Here is a 16236-nt window from a genome sequence, read left to right on the forward strand (position 1 = left end):
ATGACTGCCCTACGGCGCGCCGGTCACGTTCACGTTGACGCGGTTGTCCGCCTTGTCGAAGCTGTAGTTCGACACGACGTTGTTGTTGACGGTGCCCGTATGAGCGACCTTCACCAGTCGCCCCTTGGCATCATAAGTGTAATTGACCGTCTCGGATGCCCCGGCCATGCCGGTCGCCATTGCGGCGAGCATTATCGAACCGGCGCAGACAGTCAGCGCCGTAGCTAATCGAGCCATTATTTGCCCCCTGATTCGGAACACGGCAGAGGCTGTTTCACAATCTCCAACTTGGCAATGGAAACTATTTGATAAACCAACAAATCGTGTCCGTTCTGGACAAGAAGGTGAGTCGCGCCGCGACTTCTTCATCGCTCCACTTTGGCGTGAGCGCATGAGCGACTTCTTCGTCATTTCGGGTTGCTCAGGCGGTGGGAAGTCAAGCGTGCTCGCCGAACTCGCCCGGCGCGGCTTCGCCACGATCGAGGAGCCGGGCCGACGTGTGGTTCGCGAAGAGCTCGCGTCGGGCGGCGAAGCCGTGCCGTGGATCGACGGCATCGCCTTTGCGCGCCGGATCAGTGCACTGGCCAGGCAGGATCATGAAGCGGCGCGAGCCCTGCCCGGCCCCGTCTTCTTCGACCGCGGGCTCATAGACGCCGCGGTCGCGCTTGAGCACTTGACGGGTGAAGTGGTGCTGGCCGATCTTGCCGCGCGCTACCGTTATTCCAGCCAGGTCTTCCTTGCCCCGCCCTGGCCCGAATTGTTCGTCTCCGACGCCGAGCGGCGGCACGATTTCGCCTCGGCGGTCGCCGAATATGATCGGCTTGCGATCGCCTATCCGGCGCTCGGATACGACGTGATCCTGCTGCCGAAGGTCAGCGTCGCCGAACGTCTTGCCTTCATCCTCGAACGGGTCGGGACGAACTGAATCAAGTTGCGATGAGATGTGGAACCCGTCCGCGATTCGTGAATTAGCCGGGATGTGAAGCCTGCCAACGACCTGTCCATTCCCGCCCGCGCGCTCCGTCTCAAAACCGAAGCCGGCAATTGCCTGACCATTGCGGTGGGCAAGTCCGATCCGGTGTTCGCCGGCGAGTTGATCGACGAAGCCATGCGCCTGATGCGTCGCGCGCAGGAGCTCGCTAGCCGCGCATCGGGCGGTAAGGACTGACGCGCCGCAAAGTTTCGCTATTCCAGCCAGTAGCAAGCGTCGGTTGCCCGTGCCGCGTCCGCGGCCCATCTGCCCTGCATCATGGCGACACTTCTCGATCCGCACGCGCGTGGACGCGTCATCCTGGTCGGTGCCGGCCCCGGCGACCCCGGCCTGCTCACCGTGCGCGCGGTTGAGGCGCTCAAGAGCGCCGACGTCGTCGTGCATGACGGGCTGATCGACCCGGCGGTGCTCGACATCGCGCCGGCCGACGCGCACCGCATCTCGGTCGCCAAGCGGCGTAGCAAGCACACTTTGTCGCAAGACGCGATCAACGCGCTGATCGTCGCGCATGTGAAGGCCGGCTCGATCGTCGTGCGGCTGAAGGGCGGCGATCCGTTCATCTTCGGCCGCGGCGGCGAAGAGGTGGAAGCGGTGCGCGCCGCCGGCCTGCCGGTCGAGGTCATTCCCGGCGTGTCGGCTGCGCTCGGTTGCGCGGCGGAAGCGATGCTACCCCTCACCCATCGCGATCATTCGTCCGCGGTCAGCTTCGTCGCCGGCCAGTGCAAGGGCCTGGCCGATCAGAATTGGTCGGGGCTAGCTGGCAAAGGCCGTACGCTCGTCATCTATATGGGCGTCGCGACCTGCCCGGATATCGCCGACAAGTTGATGGCCGATGGCGTCGCGCCCGATATGCCGGTCGCGGTGCTGGAGCGCGGGACGCTGGTCGGGCATCGCGCGATCAAGACATTGCTCGCCGACCTTGGCCCGATGGTCGAGCGCGAGAAGGTGCAGAGCCCGGCGATCATTGTCGTCGGTGAAGTCGTCGAGCTGTCCGATGCGGAGGACAAGCTCGCACGCTGGGCGAAGATGGCGGAGGCAGCGGCGTGAAGATCTTGACGGGCAACGATCTGCCGACCGGCGACGTGATCTGGTGGACCGGCAGCGGCTGGTCGCGCCATATCGAGGATGCCGCCGATGTTGGCGATCAGGGCGACGCGATCCTGCAGGCCGAGGACGGCGCACGCCGCGTCAACGGCGGCTATATCATCGACGCCACTCCAACATCGGAAGGACCCCGCCCCGCGCATATCAAGGACCGCATTCGCGCCCTGGGCCCGACCGTGCGGCCCGATCTGACGCTTAAGCCAAGCGATCCCAACGCCGGTAACTGGGTTATCTGATGTACAAATACGACCAATTTGACCAGGCGATCGTCGATGCGCGGGTCGACGAATTCCGCGATCAGGTGCGCCGCCGTCTCGCCGGGCAGATCACCGAGGACCAGTTCAAGCCGCTGCGGTTGATGAACGGCCTCTATCTCCAGCTCCACGCCTATATGCTGCGCGTAGCGGTGCCCTATGGCACGCTCGACGGCCGTCAGATGCGAATGCTCGGGCATATCGCGCGCAAATACGATCGCGGTTACGGCCATTTCACCACGCGTCAGAACATCCAGTACAATTGGATCAAGCTGGAGGACGCGCCGGATATCCTCGCCGACCTCGCGACGGTCGAGATGCACGCGATCCAGACCAGCGGCAATTGCATCCGCAATATCTCGTCGGACCAGTTCGCCGGGGCCGCCGCGGACGAGATCGCCGACCCACGCCCCTGGGCCGAATTGCTCCGCCAGTGGAGCAGTTTCCACCCCGAATTCAGCTATCTGCCGCGCAAGTTCAAGATCGCTGTGATCGCGGCGCCGGAAGATCGGGCGGCGATGCGGCTGCACGATATCGGCATCGAGCTGGTCAGGCGCGACGGTGCGCTCGGCGCCCGCATCTTCGTCGGTGGCGGCATGGGCCGCACCCCGATGATCGCTCCCGAAATCAAGGACTTCGTCGCCGCCGACGATCTGATGAGCTATCTCGAGGCGTGCCTGCGCGTCTACAATCGCTACGGCCGGCGCGACAATATCTACAAGGCGCGTATCAAGATCCTGATCCACGAACTCGGTGCGGACGAGTATCGACGCCAGGTCGAGCAGGAGTTCGCATTGGTCAAGGCGCTGGGCATCGATCCGCCCGCAGCCGAACTCGAGCGCATCACCGCCTTTTTCGCGCCGCCGGCGTTCGAAGCTGGCGCCAGCGACGCCATCGACCGCAGCGACCCCGATTTCGCGGTCTGGCTCGACCAGAACGTCAAGCCGCACAAGCAGCCGGGCTATGCAATCGTCAATATCAGCCTGAAGCCGGTCGGCGGCATTCCCGGCGACGCCTCGGCCGACCAGATCGACGTCATGGCCGATCTCGCCGAGCGTTATTCGTTCGACGAGCTACGCGTCACCCACGCGCAGAACATCGTCCTGCCGCACGTCCGCAAGGCCGACCTCTATACGGTGTGGCAGAGACTGTCCGACGCCAAGCTTGCCGACGCCAATCTCGATTTGATCAGCGACATCATTGCCTGCCCCGGCCTCGATTATTGCAGCCTGGCCAATGCGCGCTCGATCCCGGTCGCACAGAAAATCGCGACGCGTTTCGCCGATCTCGGTCGCCAGCGCGAACTGGGCGAATTGAAGCTCAAGATCTCTGGCTGCATCAATGCCTGCGGGCACCATCATGCCGGGCACATCGGCATATTGGGCGTCGATAAGAAAGGCACTGAGAATTATCAGCTTTTGCTGGGCGGATCGGGCGCCGAAGACGCAAGCCTGGGTAAGATCACCGGTCCCGGCTTCAGCGAGGACGGCATCGTCGATGCGGTCGAGCGCGTGACCGACAAATATCTGCAAGTGCGCGAGGACGGGGAGCGCTTCCTCGATACCTACCGTCGCGTCGGCATCGACCCATTCAAGGAAGCGATCTATGGCTGACGACCTGCTGCGCTTCCGCGACGACGAAGCACATGACGAGCCGGCGGTGACGCTCGATTCGTTCCTTGCCGATCAGACCAACGCGACCGCGGTGCGGCTCGAATCGGGCGATGACGCGCGCGCGCTGATTCCCTTTCTCGATCGCCTGTCGCTGATCGAGGTATCCTTTCCCGTCTATCGCGACGGTCGCGGCTATTCGTCGGCACGAGTCCTGCGCGAGGCTGGCTATGTCGGCGAGTTGCGCGCCGCCGGCGACGTGCTGGTCGACCAGGTGCCGTTCATGCGTCGCTGCGGCTTCGACAGCTTCGCACCCGAAGCGCCGATCGATCCTGCGGTTCTCAAGGCGTCGCTCGATCGCTACGAATACCATTATCAGGCCGCCGCCGACGGCGCGGCACCCGTGTGGAAACTCCGGCATGGGTGAAGCATTGCGCAAGATCGACGTGATCGACACTTCCCCGGCCTTTACCCAGGCCGATGCGGACGCGCTCAACGCGCGGTTCGCCGGGGTCGACACGCTCGACATGCTGAAAGTGTTGTTTGCCGAGGGGATCCTTGGCAACACGGCCGTGGTGTCGTCGTTCGGCACCGAAAGCGCGGTGCTGCTCCACCTCATCGCGCGGGCTAATCCGGCGACGCCGGTAGTGTTCGTCGACACGCTCAAGATGTTCCCGGAAACCCTCGACTATCGCGATCTCCTGATGGAGACGTTCGGGCTGTCCGACAGCCGCACGGTCAAGCCCGACCCGGTCGTGCTCGCCGCCAGGGACGCGCAGGAATTGCGCTGGTCCTACGATCCCGACGGCTGCTGCGAGATCCGCAAGGTCGAGCCGCTGAAGCGCGCCAAGGCCGGGCTCGACAGCTGGATTTCAGGCCGCAAGGCGTTCCAGTCGCAAACCCGCCAGAACATCGCGCGGTTCGAGATCGAGGACGGCCGGCTCAAGGTCAATCCGCTCGGCGATTGGGTGAAGGCCGATCTCGACGCCTATTTCGCCGAATACGATCTGCCCCGCCACCCGCTCGAGGCGGACGGCTATCCGTCGATCGGCTGCCAGCCCTGCACGTCGAAAGTGCTGCCGGGCGAGGATCCGCGCGCGGGCCGCTGGCGCGGCTGGGAAAAGACCGAATGCGGGATCCACGTGCCCGAAAAGCCAGGCGAAGAGCCGGTTTTCTAAAGCTCATCACCGAGCCGGTTTTCTAAATATCGTCACCCCAGCGAAAGCTGGGGTCTCCAGCCGTATCGCGATACCGTTTGAGATCCCAGCTTTCGCTGGGATGACGGTTATGGGGCGAAAGCGCAATATTGCCCGAGACCGCAGCTTTCGCTGGGGTGACGAGCTGGCTTTCGCTGGGCTTACGGACTATTCATAATCCGGGCTGGCATAGTCCCCGGCGTAGTCGCTGAACAACGTATATTGAGGTTCGAACCGCAGGATGACCTTGCCGGTCGATCCGTGACGCTGCTTCGCGACGATCAGTTCGGCCAGTCCATGGACGCGCTCCATTTCCTGGCCCCATTTCGTATAGTCCTCGAACACCTTGGCGTCGTCGCCATCGACCGGTCTCTTGGGCTCCCGCGCGGCGACGTAATAATCCTCGCGATAAACGAACAGCACGACGTCGGCGTCCTGCTCGATCGACCCCGACTCGCGAAGGTCGGAGAGCTGCGGGCGCTTGTCCTCGCGGCTTTCGACCTGACGACTGAGCTGCGACAGCGCCAGTACAGGCACGTTAAGATCCTTCGCCAAGGTCTTCAACCCGCGGCTGATCTCCGAAATCTCCTGCACGCGATTGTCGCTCGCGCGCGAACCGCTGCCCGACAGCAGCTGGAGATAGTCGACTACCACCATCCCGATGCCATTTTCGCCGTGGCGCCGCTGCAATCGTCGCATCCGCGTATGAAGTTGCCCGATCGTCAGGCCGGCGGTGTCGTCGATCACGAATGGCAGGTTCTGCAATTCGCCGGCGGTCACTACCAACCGATCCATGTCCGCCTGGCTGATCTTGCCCATGCGCAGTTCCTGGCTCGAGATGCGCGACTGTTCAGCCAGCACGCGCGTCGCGAGCTGATCGGCCGACATTTCGAGGCTGAAGAACGCTACCTTGGCACCGATCCGTTGCTTGGGATCGATCCCGTCCTGCTCGTCCTGCATGTAGCGCTGCGCCGCGTTGAACGCGATATTAGTGGCTAGCGACGTTTTGCCCATGCCCGGTCGCCCCGCCAGAATGATCAAGTCGGAGCGATGGAAGCCACCCATCTTGCCGTTGACCGAGCTTAGGCCGGTGGTGACCCCCGACACGCCGCCGCCCGAATTGAGCGCGCGGTCGGCCATCGCCACCGCCAATGTGGAGGCCTGGGCAAAGGTCTTGACCGATGCTTCGCTGCCGCCGTCGCCGGCGACCTTGAACAATTCCTCTTCGGCTGCTTCGATCTGCGCGCGCGGATTGACCTCTTGCGACGTGTCCATCGCCTTGTCGACCAGCTCGCGACCGACCCCGACCAAGGTGCGCAGCAGCGCCAAGTCATAGATTTGCTGGGCGAATTGCCGCGCGCCGATCAACCCCGCACCCGACCCAGTCAGCCGCGCCAGATAGCCCGGCCCACCCAATTCCTTCATCGCCGGATCGGCTTCGAACATCGGCCGCAGGCTGACCGGCGTCGCCGGCATCTGGGCATCGACCATCTTCTTGATCGCGCCGAAAATCCGCCCGTGCAGCGGCTCGAAGAAATGATCGGGCGTCAGCTTGTCGATTTCCTCGGCAATGCGGTTGTCGATCATCATCGCGCCGAGCAAGGCGGCCTCCGCCTCGACGTTCTGCGGAAGCGAGGGCGTCTCCGCCCCCGGCAAGGAATGAATCGCTGTCGCCATGGCGCCCTTCTACGCCACTCCCCCGCCGGGACAAAGCCAGCAGCGCTGTGGATAATCGCATTGGATGGGGATAAGCGCGGTCCGTGGCGGATCATCGCATCAAGGACATCACGCTCGACGACCGCACGATCGTGTGGCGCAGCGCGGACGTCGAACAGGAACGCCGCATCGCGATCTTCGACCTGCTCGAGGACAATGCCTTCCGCCCGTTGCGCGACTATCCCGACGGCTATGCCGGTCCCTATGTCCTCCATCTCGGGGTCGAGGAAGGCCGACTCGTGCTCGCGCTGTCACGCAAGGACGGCTCGCCGCTCGAAACATTGATCCTCTCGCTCGGCACGCTCAGACGGCCGATCAAGGATTATTTCGCGATCTGCGACAGTTATTACGAAGCGATCCGCAACGCCACGCCGCAGCAGATCGAGACGGTAGACATGGCCCGACGCGGCATCCACAATGATGCCGCCGAGCTCTTGAAGGAGCGGCTGGGGGGCAAGATCGACGTCGATTTCAACACCGCGCGGCGGCTGTTCACGCTGATCTGCGTGCTGCACATCCGCGCGTGATGCGGCGCCTGGCATTGCCGGTCGGCCTGGCGGTCGCGATGCTCGCGCTGGCCGGCGCGCTGTATCTGGTCGCGCGCGACTGGCGTCCATCGGCCAGCGACTATCAGTTTCAGGGCGTCGACGTGTCGGACGCCAATGGCGCGGTCGACTGGAACGCGGTCAAGGCGGCCGGCGCCGATTTCGGCTATGCCCGCGCGACCCAGGGCGGCGACCGCGACGCGCGGTTCGAGGACAATTGGCGCGGCATCGCGGACGCCGGCATGCGCCGCGGCGCGATCCACGCCTGGTCGCTGTGCCGGCTCGCCGCCGACCAGGCGAATAACTTCAACACCACCGTGCCCAAAGCGGACGACGCCTTGCCGCCGGCGCTCGAGGTGGATTTCATCGACGGGTGCAACGACCGGCCGTCGCGCGATGTCGTGCTGGAAGAACTCAAACGCTTCATCATCATGGTCGAAGCGCATACCGAGCGCCCCGTGCTGCTACTCGTATCGAAGCGGTTCGAAGCGAATTACGACGTGACGTCGGCGCTCGACCGCCCCATCTGGAGTGCACAGAACTTCTTTCCGCCGGATTATGCCGCGCGGCCATGGCGGATGTGGCGGGCGAGCGATATGCGGCGCATCGATGGGGTCGAAGGGCCGGTCAGTTGGGACGTGGTGACGAAATGAACGATACGGATATGGCCGAACGCCTGATCGAGGCGGCGCGCGGCGCGGCGGCGAATGCCTGGGCACCCTATTCGCGCTTCTCGGTCGGCGCCGCGCTACTGATGGTCGACGGCAGCATCGTCACCGGCGCCAATGTCGAGAATTCGAGCTACGGCCTGTCGCTCTGCGCCGAGACGGTGGCGGTGGCGAAAGCCAGTGCCGACGGACGGATGCGCGACGTCGTCGCGGTCGGCATCGTCGGCGGCATGACCGGCCAGGAGGGGGTCGAGCCGATCCTGCCCTGCGGCCGTTGCCGCCAAGTGCTCAACGAAGCCGCGCAGGCGGGCCGGCGCGATCTAGCAATCTGGTGCTCGGGGCTGACCGGCGGTCCGATTGCCAGCTACACGCTGGCAGAATTGCTGCCGCACGCATTCGGGCCCGCCAATCTCGGCATTGCCTGAGCAGGACACCCCTCCCTGCCAGGGAGGGGACATCTGCGTCCTACCGTACCGTCCGCGTGACCTTGCCGGCGGCGTCGCGCAACTCGACGCTCGGCGTGCCGTCTTTCCCGACCCCGAGCGTCAGGCGCGGCCTGCCCTGCGGATCGCTCAGCACAAGCGCGACCGTGCCGTCCGCCGATCGGCCGAGCCATGCCCGCCGTGCGTTGCTGAACCCCGCTTTGGCGAGCAGTGCGTCGCGATCCGGCCCCGCCACCATGGTCCGGGCCTTGAGCCCCGCCGCAACATCCATCGGCGCATCGGGACGGTCGTTGATCGCGAGTCCGACATGACGGTCCTTGCCGTCCTCTATACTGATCAATTGCAGCGTCTGATCCTGATGATAGCGATCGAAGGTGAAGCTGCCGCCATTGGTCGGTTTTCCGTCCTTCAACCCGCCGTCGAACACCAGCCCGCCATTCTCGTCGCCCTGGTCGTTGTAGAAGATCATCCCGGCTTCGGGCCGATTGGGATGCGGATATTCCTTGCCACCATAGATGAGGCCGGGGATCAGCGCGTGGTTGGAGATGGCGAGCCGCAGGGTCCCGTCGGGCTCGCGCACATTGATCCGCTCGACGTCGATCGTATCGAACTTGGCCGCCGCGGGTGCCACCGCCGCCAATGCCAGCCACGCCGTCGCCAGGGTCATCACCGCGGCATAGCCGCCAATCGCGCGCGAGGGATCGATCCGCATTCTGTCGTCTCCGTGGATTTCGCCAGCGCTGGGTACCGCGCCTCTTGCCCGATCGCTTTATTGCCGCGAAAGCTGCTGGCGAACAGGGAGTAGAGAATGGCGATCCTTTCCGACCGTTGGATTCGCGAGCAGGCGACGCAGCACGGCATGATCGAGCCGTTCGTCGAAGCACAGCGGCGCGAGGGATGCATCAGCTACGGCCTGTCCTCTTATGGCTATGACGCGCGCGTCGCCGACGAATTCAAGATCTTCACCAACGTCGATTCGGCGACGGTCGATCCCAAGGATTTCGCCGCGAACAGCTTTGTCGACCGCAAGACCGATTGCTGCATCATCCCGCCGAATAGTTTCGCCCTGGCGCGAACCGTCGAATATTTCCGCGTACCGCGCGACGTGCTGGTGATCTGCCTGGGCAAGTCGACCTATGCGCGATGCGGCATCATCGTGAACGTCACCCCGCTAGAGCCGGAATGGGAAGGCCATGTGACGCTCGAATTCTCCAACACCACCCCGCTGCCGGCCAAGATATACGCCAATGAGGGCGCGTGCCAGTTCCTGTTCCTGCAGGGCAACGAGCCCTGCGAGACGAGCTATGCCGACCGCGCGGGCAAATATATGGGGCAACGCGGGGTGACTTTGCCGCGGCTCTGAGCGCGGATAAGACATCCGCCAATCCTTAGCGGGCGTAAAGTGTTGAAGCCCGTGGCAAAGCCTGCTGTATGCGTGTATTGCTATAGCAATACACAAAGGAGAGCGCGACGATGTTGCGGCGCCTGAGCTTGTCGATCGCCGTTGCCGGCGCAACGGTCGCGATCGCCCCTGTTGCTGCACAATCGACGTCATCCCCAATGTCGCCGGACGAGCGAGCCGTACGCGAGGCCGATGATGCCTTCTGGCGCGCCTTCAACGCCTGCGACGCCGCCGCCATGACCCCATTTCTCGCGAACGATGTTGAATTCTATCATGACATGACCGGTCTGACCCGCTCGCGCGAAGCGGTTGCCGCCTCTTTGATGAAGGGACCGTGCGGTACTCCCCACCTGCGCATGCGTCGGGAGCTGGTTGCACCAAGCCTGCTTTATCAGGCGATACCGGGCTATGGCGCCATGCTGGCCGGCGAGCATCTCTTTTATGCAAAGCAAGGAGATGCGCCCGAGAAGGCCGCGACCAATGCGCGGTTTCTGGTGATCTGGAAGCTTCAGTCCGGCCGTTGGCTGATGACGCGAATCGTCAGCTACGACCACCGCCCTGTGCCCTATCGCCCAGCGGCAACGGCGCTCTCGATTCCGCCCGATGTGTTGAAACGCTATGTCGGTCGCTACCGCACCGGGGCTGGCGATGTGGACGTCGCCGTCGAGAATGATCGGCTCGTGCTCCGGTCCGGCGGTCTTCGGGTTACGCTTGCCGCCAGTGCGCCCAACCGATTCTTCGCGCTGGAGCGCGATCTACGTATCGTTTTTGCGGACACGGACGCGCCTGCGATCAAGATCGAGGAGAACGGCGCCGTCGTCGCAGAGGGCCCGCGCTACCCCTGACCAAGGAACCGGCGCCGATTATCGCACCGAACTCCGCGTGTCCGGCATCAAGCGCCGAATGCGATGGGATCATGATCGATTCGCGCCTAAGCGAGTTCATGTCCGAACCACTAACGACGATCGAACGCGCCATCCAATTGGCGCAGTCAGGTGACTGCAGCTCCGTGAACGACGTGCGCCAACGGTTGCGGCGCGAAGGCTATATCGGCATCGGAGCCGAACTGGCGGGCGTCGCGATCAACCGCGAGTTGGTCGACTATCTCCATGCTGCGCGGCATTAGGCCCGATCGGATTATCAGCCCGCATCCTAAATCGAACAGGCCAGCACAGTTCACCGGCCAACGAAAAGGGGCGACCGCTTGCGCGGCCGCCCCTTTCGACGAAATCGATGCCCTGAAGCGTCAGAATTCGTTCGCGTATTGCTCGTTGCCGATGAAGCCGAGCTTACTGATCCCGGAGCGCTTGATGACCGCCAGGACCTTGTCGACCTTCTCGTAGCGCGCGTCCGGAAGCGGCTGGAAGTGCAGCTCCGGTTCGGGCTGGATCTGCAGGGTCGCCTGTAGATATTGGTCGAGCTGTTCGTCGCTCGTCACCGGCGTACCGTTCCACGTCACATTGTCGTTCGCGTCGATGATGATCTTGTTCTTCTGCGCGTCGACCGGCGGCGGGTTGTTCGCCTGGTTGACGGGAAGGTCGACCTTCACCGCGTGCGTCTGGACCGGGATGGTGATGATGAACATGATGAGGAGCACGAGCAAGACGTCGATCAACGGCGTCATGTTCATATCCATCATCGGCGCGCCATCATCCCTGCCGCCACTCATTGCCATGATTCAAAACTCCTGAGCTAGCGAGACGGTTAGGACGCCGCGGCGGACCCGTCCTTGGGGGGAGGCTGCGAGATGAAGCCGACCTTGATGAAGCCCGAGGACTGCATCGTGTAGATCGCCGCGCCGATGCACTTGTACGGGACATTGACGTCGCCGCGGATGTGCACTTCGGGGATCTTCTCGGGGTCGATCGGACCGGCCGCCCTGAGACGTTCGATATCGGCCTGCATTTTCTTCGTCGCCCTTTCGAGCAGCTCTTTGTGCGTCATCCGGGTCATGCCCCAATAGATGCCGCACTGACCCGCGTCGTCGGACACGATCGAAAGGTTGACGTTTTCCGGCTTCGTCTGCGTCACATCGTACTTAACTTCTGGCAGCTTCAGCTTCACATTTTGCACCACGACCGGAACCGTGATGATGAAGATGATCAGAAGCACCAGCATGACGTCGACGAGCGGCGTCGTGTTGATGTCCGACATCGGCGTTTCGGAGGAGCCTCCGGTGCTAATAGCCATTAAGCATTCCTATCCTTACTTCGTGCGTCCGGGCCATGGCCCGGACGTCTGGCGGAACAGGGCACCGCGCCCGTTCCGCCATCACGTGCTTACGGCTTGGTGGTAACGCCACCCGCCTGACCGGCGGTGGTCGTCACCGGCTTGGCCGGTGTCGTCGCGGCGGCGGCCGGCTTGCGAACCGCGGCGCTGGGCTTCACCGCGCCGTTCGACGCGAGGTAGCCGAGGACGTCGTTCGCGAACGCGCTGAGCGCTTCCTGGATCGCCTTGTTGCGGCGCTGCAGGAAGTTGTAGCCGAGCACCGCGGGAACCGCGACGACCAGACCGAAGGCAGTCATGATCAGCGCCTCACCGACCGGGCCGGCGACCTTGTCGATCGAGGCCTGACCAGCAGCAGCGATGCCGAGCAGCGCCTTGTAGATGCCGACCACGGTACCGAACAGCCCGATGAACGGCGCCGTCGCGCCGACCGTCGCGAGGAAGGCGAGACCGCCGCCGAGCGCCGAGTTGATCGCATCCTCCGAGCGCTGCAGCGAGCCGTGCAGCCAGTCGTGCGCCTCGACCGGATCGGTCAGCCTTGCATGCTGTTCCTGCGCGGCCAGGCCGTCATCGACCAGCTGCTTGTAAGCCGAGTTCTTCTCGAGCTTGGCGGCACCTTCGCGCAGCGAGTTCGAGTTCCAGAACGTGGCGCGCACGCGGCGGCCCTGGTTGATGATCTTCTGCTGCTCGAACACCTTGGTGAAGAAAATGTAGAGCGTGAAGAACAGCATGATCAGCAGAATGCCCGCGGTGGCATAGGAAATGGCGCCGCCTTCGTGCAGCGCGTTCCAGAAGCCGAACTGTTCCTGGGCGGCACCGGCCGCACCAGCGTTAAGGATGGAGATGCTCATTCGGATGCTTCCTCTAAAAATATCGTCTCAAGATACAACCCGGCCGGCGCCCGGGTTTCCGGGCGCCGGCGTGAAAAAAGTCATTCGTCCTTCAGCGTCCAGCGGATGCCGGGCAACGTATAGCTGTAAGGCTGAGCGTTACCTTCCGTATCCTTCTGCACGGTGAAGCGGCCACGACGCTGCGCGAGACGGCAGGTCGCGTCGTCGAGCGACGAGTTGCCGCTCGATGCGGTGACGCGACATCCGGCAACCTTGCCCGACGTATCGATGCTGAGCAGCACCGAAACACGGCCCGAGGCGCCAGCGCGCTTGGCGTCGGCAGGATAATCGTCGTCGGTAAACCAGCTACCGGGATTGCCCCTCGGCCCGCCTTTTACGGCGACGGGTTTGGGTGCAGGCGGCGCGGGTGGCTGCGGCGGCACGACCGGGGCCGGCGGCGTCACCGGGGGCGGCGGCTGCGGCACGTTGGTCGTCGCGATGTTGACCGGCGACTGCACCGGCGGCGTGATCGGCGGGATCACGACCTGAGTCGGCGGCGGCGRCAGATTCGGCTGGTCCGGCGGCGGGGGCGGCGGCTTGTCTGGCGGCGGCGGCGGTGGCGGCGGTGCCACGTCGAACGCGTTCAGTTTTTCAGCGGCCTTCTTGGCGAAATCTACCGCCAAGCCGGTCACGAAAGCATAACCGAATCCCGCAACGATCAGCGAAACAATGATAATCGCTACGATACGGCTGCCGGTTGTATCACGATCAGCGTATGACATTCAGAAACTCAACTCCTTCGTGTCCGACCCGCGAATGTCGCCAGACGTTAATCGTTCGGCAACGAACCCTTCGGCTAGCGCCAGATCGGGCAGAGCGCGAGTCTCTATCGTTACCCCTGCGACGACGCAAACGCTTTGTCGGGCGCAACAAACGTACAATCGCAGCATGGCAGAATTATTTCTGTAAAGGAACGTTCTGATCGCCTAACTCATTCGATATGTCACGCGTTCCCATGGCTCGATTCCTCTCTGTCCTGTTCATTGCGGGCGCCGCTCCGATGATACCGGTGTCAGCAACCAAAGTGCTCCCGCCGCCGCCTGTTTATCGTTATGCCGATATGGCTGATCTGGCGACGAAGGCGCCGGTGGTCGTGGACGCCACTATCACCGATGCCGCGAAGATCAAGCCGGCGGAGGCTACCGGGCTCGCGCCGGGGCAAATACGCTATTATCTCACGGTCACGATCAACGCGCTGATCCGCGCGCCGGGGGCGTTGCCGCCACAGATCGGCTATCTATACGACGCCCCGCTCGACGCCGCCGGCCGGCCACCCAAGTTGAAGAAAATGCGCGTGATTATCTTCGCGCGCGCGGTCGCTAACAGCCCCGACCAGCTTCAATTGGTGACCCCCGGCGCGCAGTTGCAATGGTCGCCGCAGACCGATGCAACGGTACGCAGACTGTCCGCCGATCTGGTTTCGCCAAAGGCGCCGCCCGCGATCGTCGGCATCTCCAACGCCTTCCATGCGGCAGGCACTCTTCCCGGCGAAGGAGAGACGCAGATCTTCCTCAAGACCACCGGACATCCGATCTCGCTCGGCATCCAGCGCAAACAGAATCAGGCGCCGGTATGGACGGTATCGCTGAGCGAAGTAGTGGAGGATGCCTTGCCGCCACCACAGCGTAACACATTCCTGTGGTACCGTCTGGCCTGCGGCCTGCCGGTCGAAATACCAGCCGACACGTTGACCGGACTCGACCCGGCCGACGCCGCGGCGATCCAGCAGGACTATGCGCTGGTCAAGCAAGGGCTCGGTCCCTGCCGAGCCGGAGCGAATCCGTCCTGACGGATTCGCTCCGCGATTTCCGAGCCGCCGATTGTTCCGATCGACTTGAAATCGCTCCTAGCGGCGATGGCGGACCAGGGTAATCCCGATCGATTCGCCGCCTTCGGAGATCGCCAGCTTGACGATCTTCACCTCGACGCGGGCGACGCGCTTGTCCTGCAGGAACAATGTCTCGCAAATGTGATCGGCGACGCCCTCGATCAGCGTGAAATGCACGCCCTCCGGCAGCGATCTGGTCGCAGCGTGTTTCAAATCGAGATAATTTTTCGACATGGAAAGCGGCGATTCGGGACCGAATCGACCCGGCAGGTCGAGATCGACCGTGATCGAGATGCGCAACGGCTGGGGAAGATGCGTTTCCTCGGAATAGATGCCGGTCAGCACCATTACCTCGATATCGTGCACTTCGAGTTGCAGCCGGTCTTCCAAGTCGCGTGATCCATTTAATTTGGTTTCAGCAAGCTGAAACGGTTACGGCGCCGGCCCGCTCCCCCACCCGACCGCCCAACAAGGTATTCTATGGGCGGTCGGGTGGGGGAGCGGGCCGGCGCCGACTCAGCGCAGCTGAAAACAACGCAGGAGCGCGCCCCTGCCCGTCCCGGGGCCCGCGATCAACCCCTTGTGGCGCCGCGGCCTGCGCATTCGCCTTGTATTCAGCCGGGATGCCGATAAAGCGCCCGCCCCCGGGCGTATTGCCCGAGCGTTCGAGGAGACTCCGCCAAGTGACCGATTTCGTGCCGATCAACGCCATCGATCCCGCCGCCGTCGAGGCGTTGCTGGACCGTGCGTTCGGCCGAGACCGTCACGGCCGCACTGCCTATCGCCTGCGCGACGGCGTCGAATCGATTCCCGATCTCAGCTTCGCGGCGATCGAGGACGGCATGCTCGTCGGCACCATCCAATGCTGGCCGATTGCGCTCCGTGGCGACGACGGCAGCATTCACCCACTCGTCCTGGTCGGCCCGGTCGCGGTCGAGCCGTCGCGCCAACGCGGTGGACTGGGCAAGGAACTGGTCCACCAGGCGCTCGACGCCGCGCTCGAGCTCGATCTTGACGGCGCGATGATGCTGATCGGCGATCCGGAATATTATGGCCGCTTCTGGGGATTTTCCGCCGCAGCGACTGCGGGGTGGCGCCTGCCGGGGCCCGTGGAGGCGCATAGATTGCTCGCGCGCGGGTCAAACGTGCCCGCCATCGCGGGAGAGTTGGGGTCGCGCGTCAGCGTCGCGGTCTGACGTAGCGGGAAAACAGCCGTCGCCAGCCGGTCGTCACCCCCGGCTTGTTCCGGGGGCCAACGGGCGGCTGAGCGAAGGGCAAGAGACTAAAAGTCCGGTGCTCGCGGCACCTTGGGCCCCGGCACAAGGCCGGGGTGACGTGGGAGGAGTCATCATCCCGACCGCCA

At 63.7% G+C, this 16236-nt stretch carries 23 protein-coding genes; 15 read left to right on the forward strand and 8 right to left on the reverse strand.

The genetic code is table 11. The features are described 5' to 3' along the window. Positions 1–9 precede the first annotated feature (9 nt). Complete coding sequence (locus tag AC1DRD_RS14145) at positions 10–168, reverse strand: hypothetical protein (protein WP_478041851.1); 159 nt, start codon at positions 166–168, stop codon at positions 10–12. Between AC1DRD_RS14145 and AC1DRD_RS14150 the strand changes: the two genes are divergently transcribed. The 7 genes from AC1DRD_RS14150 (at position 167) to AC1DRD_RS14180 (ending at position 5137) form a co-directional block, all read left to right on the forward strand. Continuing rightward, the gene (locus AC1DRD_RS14150; protein WP_478041852.1) at positions 167–925 is read left to right on the forward strand and encodes an AAA family ATPase; all 759 of its coding nucleotides are present in this window, start codon (positions 167–169) and stop codon (positions 923–925) included. The genes AC1DRD_RS14145 and AC1DRD_RS14150 overlap by 2 nt on opposite strands. A 54-nt stretch (positions 926–979) precedes the next feature. After that, the gene (locus AC1DRD_RS14155; RefSeq protein WP_478041853.1) at positions 980–1168 is read left to right on the forward strand and encodes a hypothetical protein; all 189 of its coding nucleotides are present in this window, start codon (positions 980–982) and stop codon (positions 1166–1168) included. 81 nt (positions 1169–1249) lie between these two features. Then, complete coding sequence (cobA, locus tag AC1DRD_RS14160; protein ID WP_478041854.1) at positions 1250–2038, forward strand: uroporphyrinogen-III C-methyltransferase; 789 nt, start codon at positions 1250–1252, stop codon at positions 2036–2038. Beyond that, positions 2035–2331 (forward strand): DUF2849 domain-containing protein, encoded by a 297-nt coding sequence (locus AC1DRD_RS14165; RefSeq protein WP_478029403.1) that lies wholly within the window; start codon positions 2035–2037, stop codon positions 2329–2331. The genes cobA and AC1DRD_RS14165 overlap by 4 nt, the downstream gene beginning before the upstream one ends. Further along, entirely contained in the window at positions 2331–3962 is a 1632-nt protein-coding gene (locus AC1DRD_RS14170; RefSeq protein ID WP_478041855.1) for a nitrite/sulfite reductase, read from the forward strand. Before AC1DRD_RS14165 ends, AC1DRD_RS14170 begins: the two co-directional genes overlap by 1 nt. Next, positions 3955–4386, forward strand: a complete 432-nt coding sequence (locus AC1DRD_RS14175) for a DUF934 domain-containing protein (RefSeq protein WP_478041856.1) — start codon at positions 3955–3957, stop codon at positions 4384–4386. Before AC1DRD_RS14170 ends, AC1DRD_RS14175 begins: the two co-directional genes overlap by 8 nt. Next, positions 4379–5137, forward strand: a complete 759-nt coding sequence (locus tag AC1DRD_RS14180) for a phosphoadenylyl-sulfate reductase (protein ID WP_478029409.1) — start codon at positions 4379–4381, stop codon at positions 5135–5137. Before AC1DRD_RS14175 ends, AC1DRD_RS14180 begins: the two co-directional genes overlap by 8 nt. A gap of 186 nt (positions 5138–5323) precedes the next feature. Here AC1DRD_RS14180 and AC1DRD_RS14185 read toward each other — a convergent pair whose 3' ends face one another. Next, positions 5324–6832: a replicative DNA helicase gene (locus AC1DRD_RS14185; protein ID WP_478029410.1), complete on the reverse strand. Its 1509-nt coding sequence runs from the start codon at positions 6830–6832 to the stop codon at positions 5324–5326. An 83-nt stretch (positions 6833–6915) separates the two neighbouring features. Between AC1DRD_RS14185 and AC1DRD_RS14190 the strand changes: the two genes are divergently transcribed. The 3 genes from AC1DRD_RS14190 to AC1DRD_RS14200 are packed head-to-tail and all read left to right on the forward strand — an operon-like array spanning position 6916 to position 8509. Continuing rightward, positions 6916–7398, forward strand: a complete 483-nt coding sequence (locus tag AC1DRD_RS14190) for a UPF0262 family protein (RefSeq protein WP_478029412.1) — start codon at positions 6916–6918, stop codon at positions 7396–7398. Further along, positions 7398–8069 (forward strand): GH25 family lysozyme, encoded by a 672-nt coding sequence (locus AC1DRD_RS14195; RefSeq protein ID WP_478041898.1) that lies wholly within the window; start codon positions 7398–7400, stop codon positions 8067–8069. The genes AC1DRD_RS14190 and AC1DRD_RS14195 overlap by 1 nt, the downstream gene beginning before the upstream one ends. Then, entirely contained in the window at positions 8066–8509 is a 444-nt protein-coding gene (locus AC1DRD_RS14200; protein WP_478041857.1) for a cytidine deaminase, read from the forward strand. Before AC1DRD_RS14195 ends, AC1DRD_RS14200 begins: the two co-directional genes overlap by 4 nt. Before the next feature lie 40 nt (positions 8510–8549). Here AC1DRD_RS14200 and AC1DRD_RS14205 read toward each other — a convergent pair whose 3' ends face one another. Continuing rightward, positions 8550–9239, reverse strand: a complete 690-nt coding sequence (locus tag AC1DRD_RS14205) for a hypothetical protein (protein WP_478041858.1) — start codon at positions 9237–9239, stop codon at positions 8550–8552. 96 nt (positions 9240–9335) lie between these two features. Here AC1DRD_RS14205 and dcd point away from each other — a divergent pair, with 96 nt between their 5' ends. From dcd to AC1DRD_RS14220, 3 genes are all read left to right on the forward strand, one after another. After that, the gene (gene dcd / locus AC1DRD_RS14210) at positions 9336–9890 is read left to right on the forward strand and encodes a dCTP deaminase (RefSeq protein WP_066824368.1); all 555 of its coding nucleotides are present in this window, start codon (positions 9336–9338) and stop codon (positions 9888–9890) included. 110 nt (positions 9891–10000) lie between these two features. Beyond that, positions 10001–10774: a nuclear transport factor 2 family protein gene (locus tag AC1DRD_RS14215; RefSeq protein WP_478041859.1), complete on the forward strand. Its 774-nt coding sequence runs from the start codon at positions 10001–10003 to the stop codon at positions 10772–10774. 71 nt (positions 10775–10845) lie between these two features. Beyond that, the gene (locus AC1DRD_RS14220; RefSeq protein ID WP_478029419.1) at positions 10846–11055 is read left to right on the forward strand and encodes a hypothetical protein; all 210 of its coding nucleotides are present in this window, start codon (positions 10846–10848) and stop codon (positions 11053–11055) included. Between the two features lie 120 nt (positions 11056–11175). On the opposite strand, the gene AC1DRD_RS14225 is transcribed toward AC1DRD_RS14220, so the two are convergent. The 4 genes from AC1DRD_RS14225 to AC1DRD_RS14240 form a co-directional block, all read right to left on the reverse strand. After that, positions 11176–11604, reverse strand: a complete 429-nt coding sequence (locus tag AC1DRD_RS14225; protein WP_066806755.1) for an ExbD/TolR family protein — start codon at positions 11602–11604, stop codon at positions 11176–11178. A gap of 29 nt (positions 11605–11633) precedes the next feature. Further along, a complete protein-coding gene (locus AC1DRD_RS14230; RefSeq protein ID WP_478029421.1) occupies positions 11634–12119 on the reverse strand; it encodes an ExbD/TolR family protein in 486 nt (161 codons plus the stop codon). An 89-nt stretch (positions 12120–12208) separates the two neighbouring features. Continuing rightward, positions 12209–13006 carry a MotA/TolQ/ExbB proton channel family protein gene (locus tag AC1DRD_RS14235; protein ID WP_478029423.1) on the reverse strand — a complete coding sequence of 266 codons (798 nt, stop codon included), beginning with the start codon at positions 13004–13006 and terminating at the stop codon, positions 12209–12211. Positions 13007–13086: 80 nt separating this feature from the next. After that, the gene (locus AC1DRD_RS14240) at positions 13087–13767 is read right to left on the reverse strand and encodes an energy transducer TonB (RefSeq protein WP_478041860.1); all 681 of its coding nucleotides are present in this window, start codon (positions 13765–13767) and stop codon (positions 13087–13089) included. Between the two features lie 371 nt (positions 13768–14138). On the opposite strand from AC1DRD_RS14240, the gene AC1DRD_RS14245 reads away from it, so the two are divergent. Next, positions 14139–14834: a hypothetical protein gene (locus AC1DRD_RS14245; RefSeq protein WP_478029427.1), complete on the forward strand. Its 696-nt coding sequence runs from the start codon at positions 14139–14141 to the stop codon at positions 14832–14834. 57 nt (positions 14835–14891) lie between these two features. Here the strand turns inward: AC1DRD_RS14245 and AC1DRD_RS14250 are convergent, their stop codons facing one another. After that, positions 14892–15263 carry a dihydroneopterin aldolase gene (locus AC1DRD_RS14250; protein WP_478029429.1) on the reverse strand — a complete coding sequence of 124 codons (372 nt, stop codon included), beginning with the start codon at positions 15261–15263 and terminating at the stop codon, positions 14892–14894. 293 nt (positions 15264–15556) lie between these two features. Here AC1DRD_RS14250 and AC1DRD_RS14255 point away from each other — a divergent pair, with 293 nt between their 5' ends. Continuing rightward, positions 15557–16069: a GNAT family N-acetyltransferase gene (locus tag AC1DRD_RS14255; protein ID WP_478029431.1), complete on the forward strand. Its 513-nt coding sequence runs from the start codon at positions 15557–15559 to the stop codon at positions 16067–16069. The last annotated feature ends 167 nt before the right edge of the window (positions 16070–16236 follow it).

The organism is Sphingomonas sp. P4_G2, assembly GCF_056401155.1.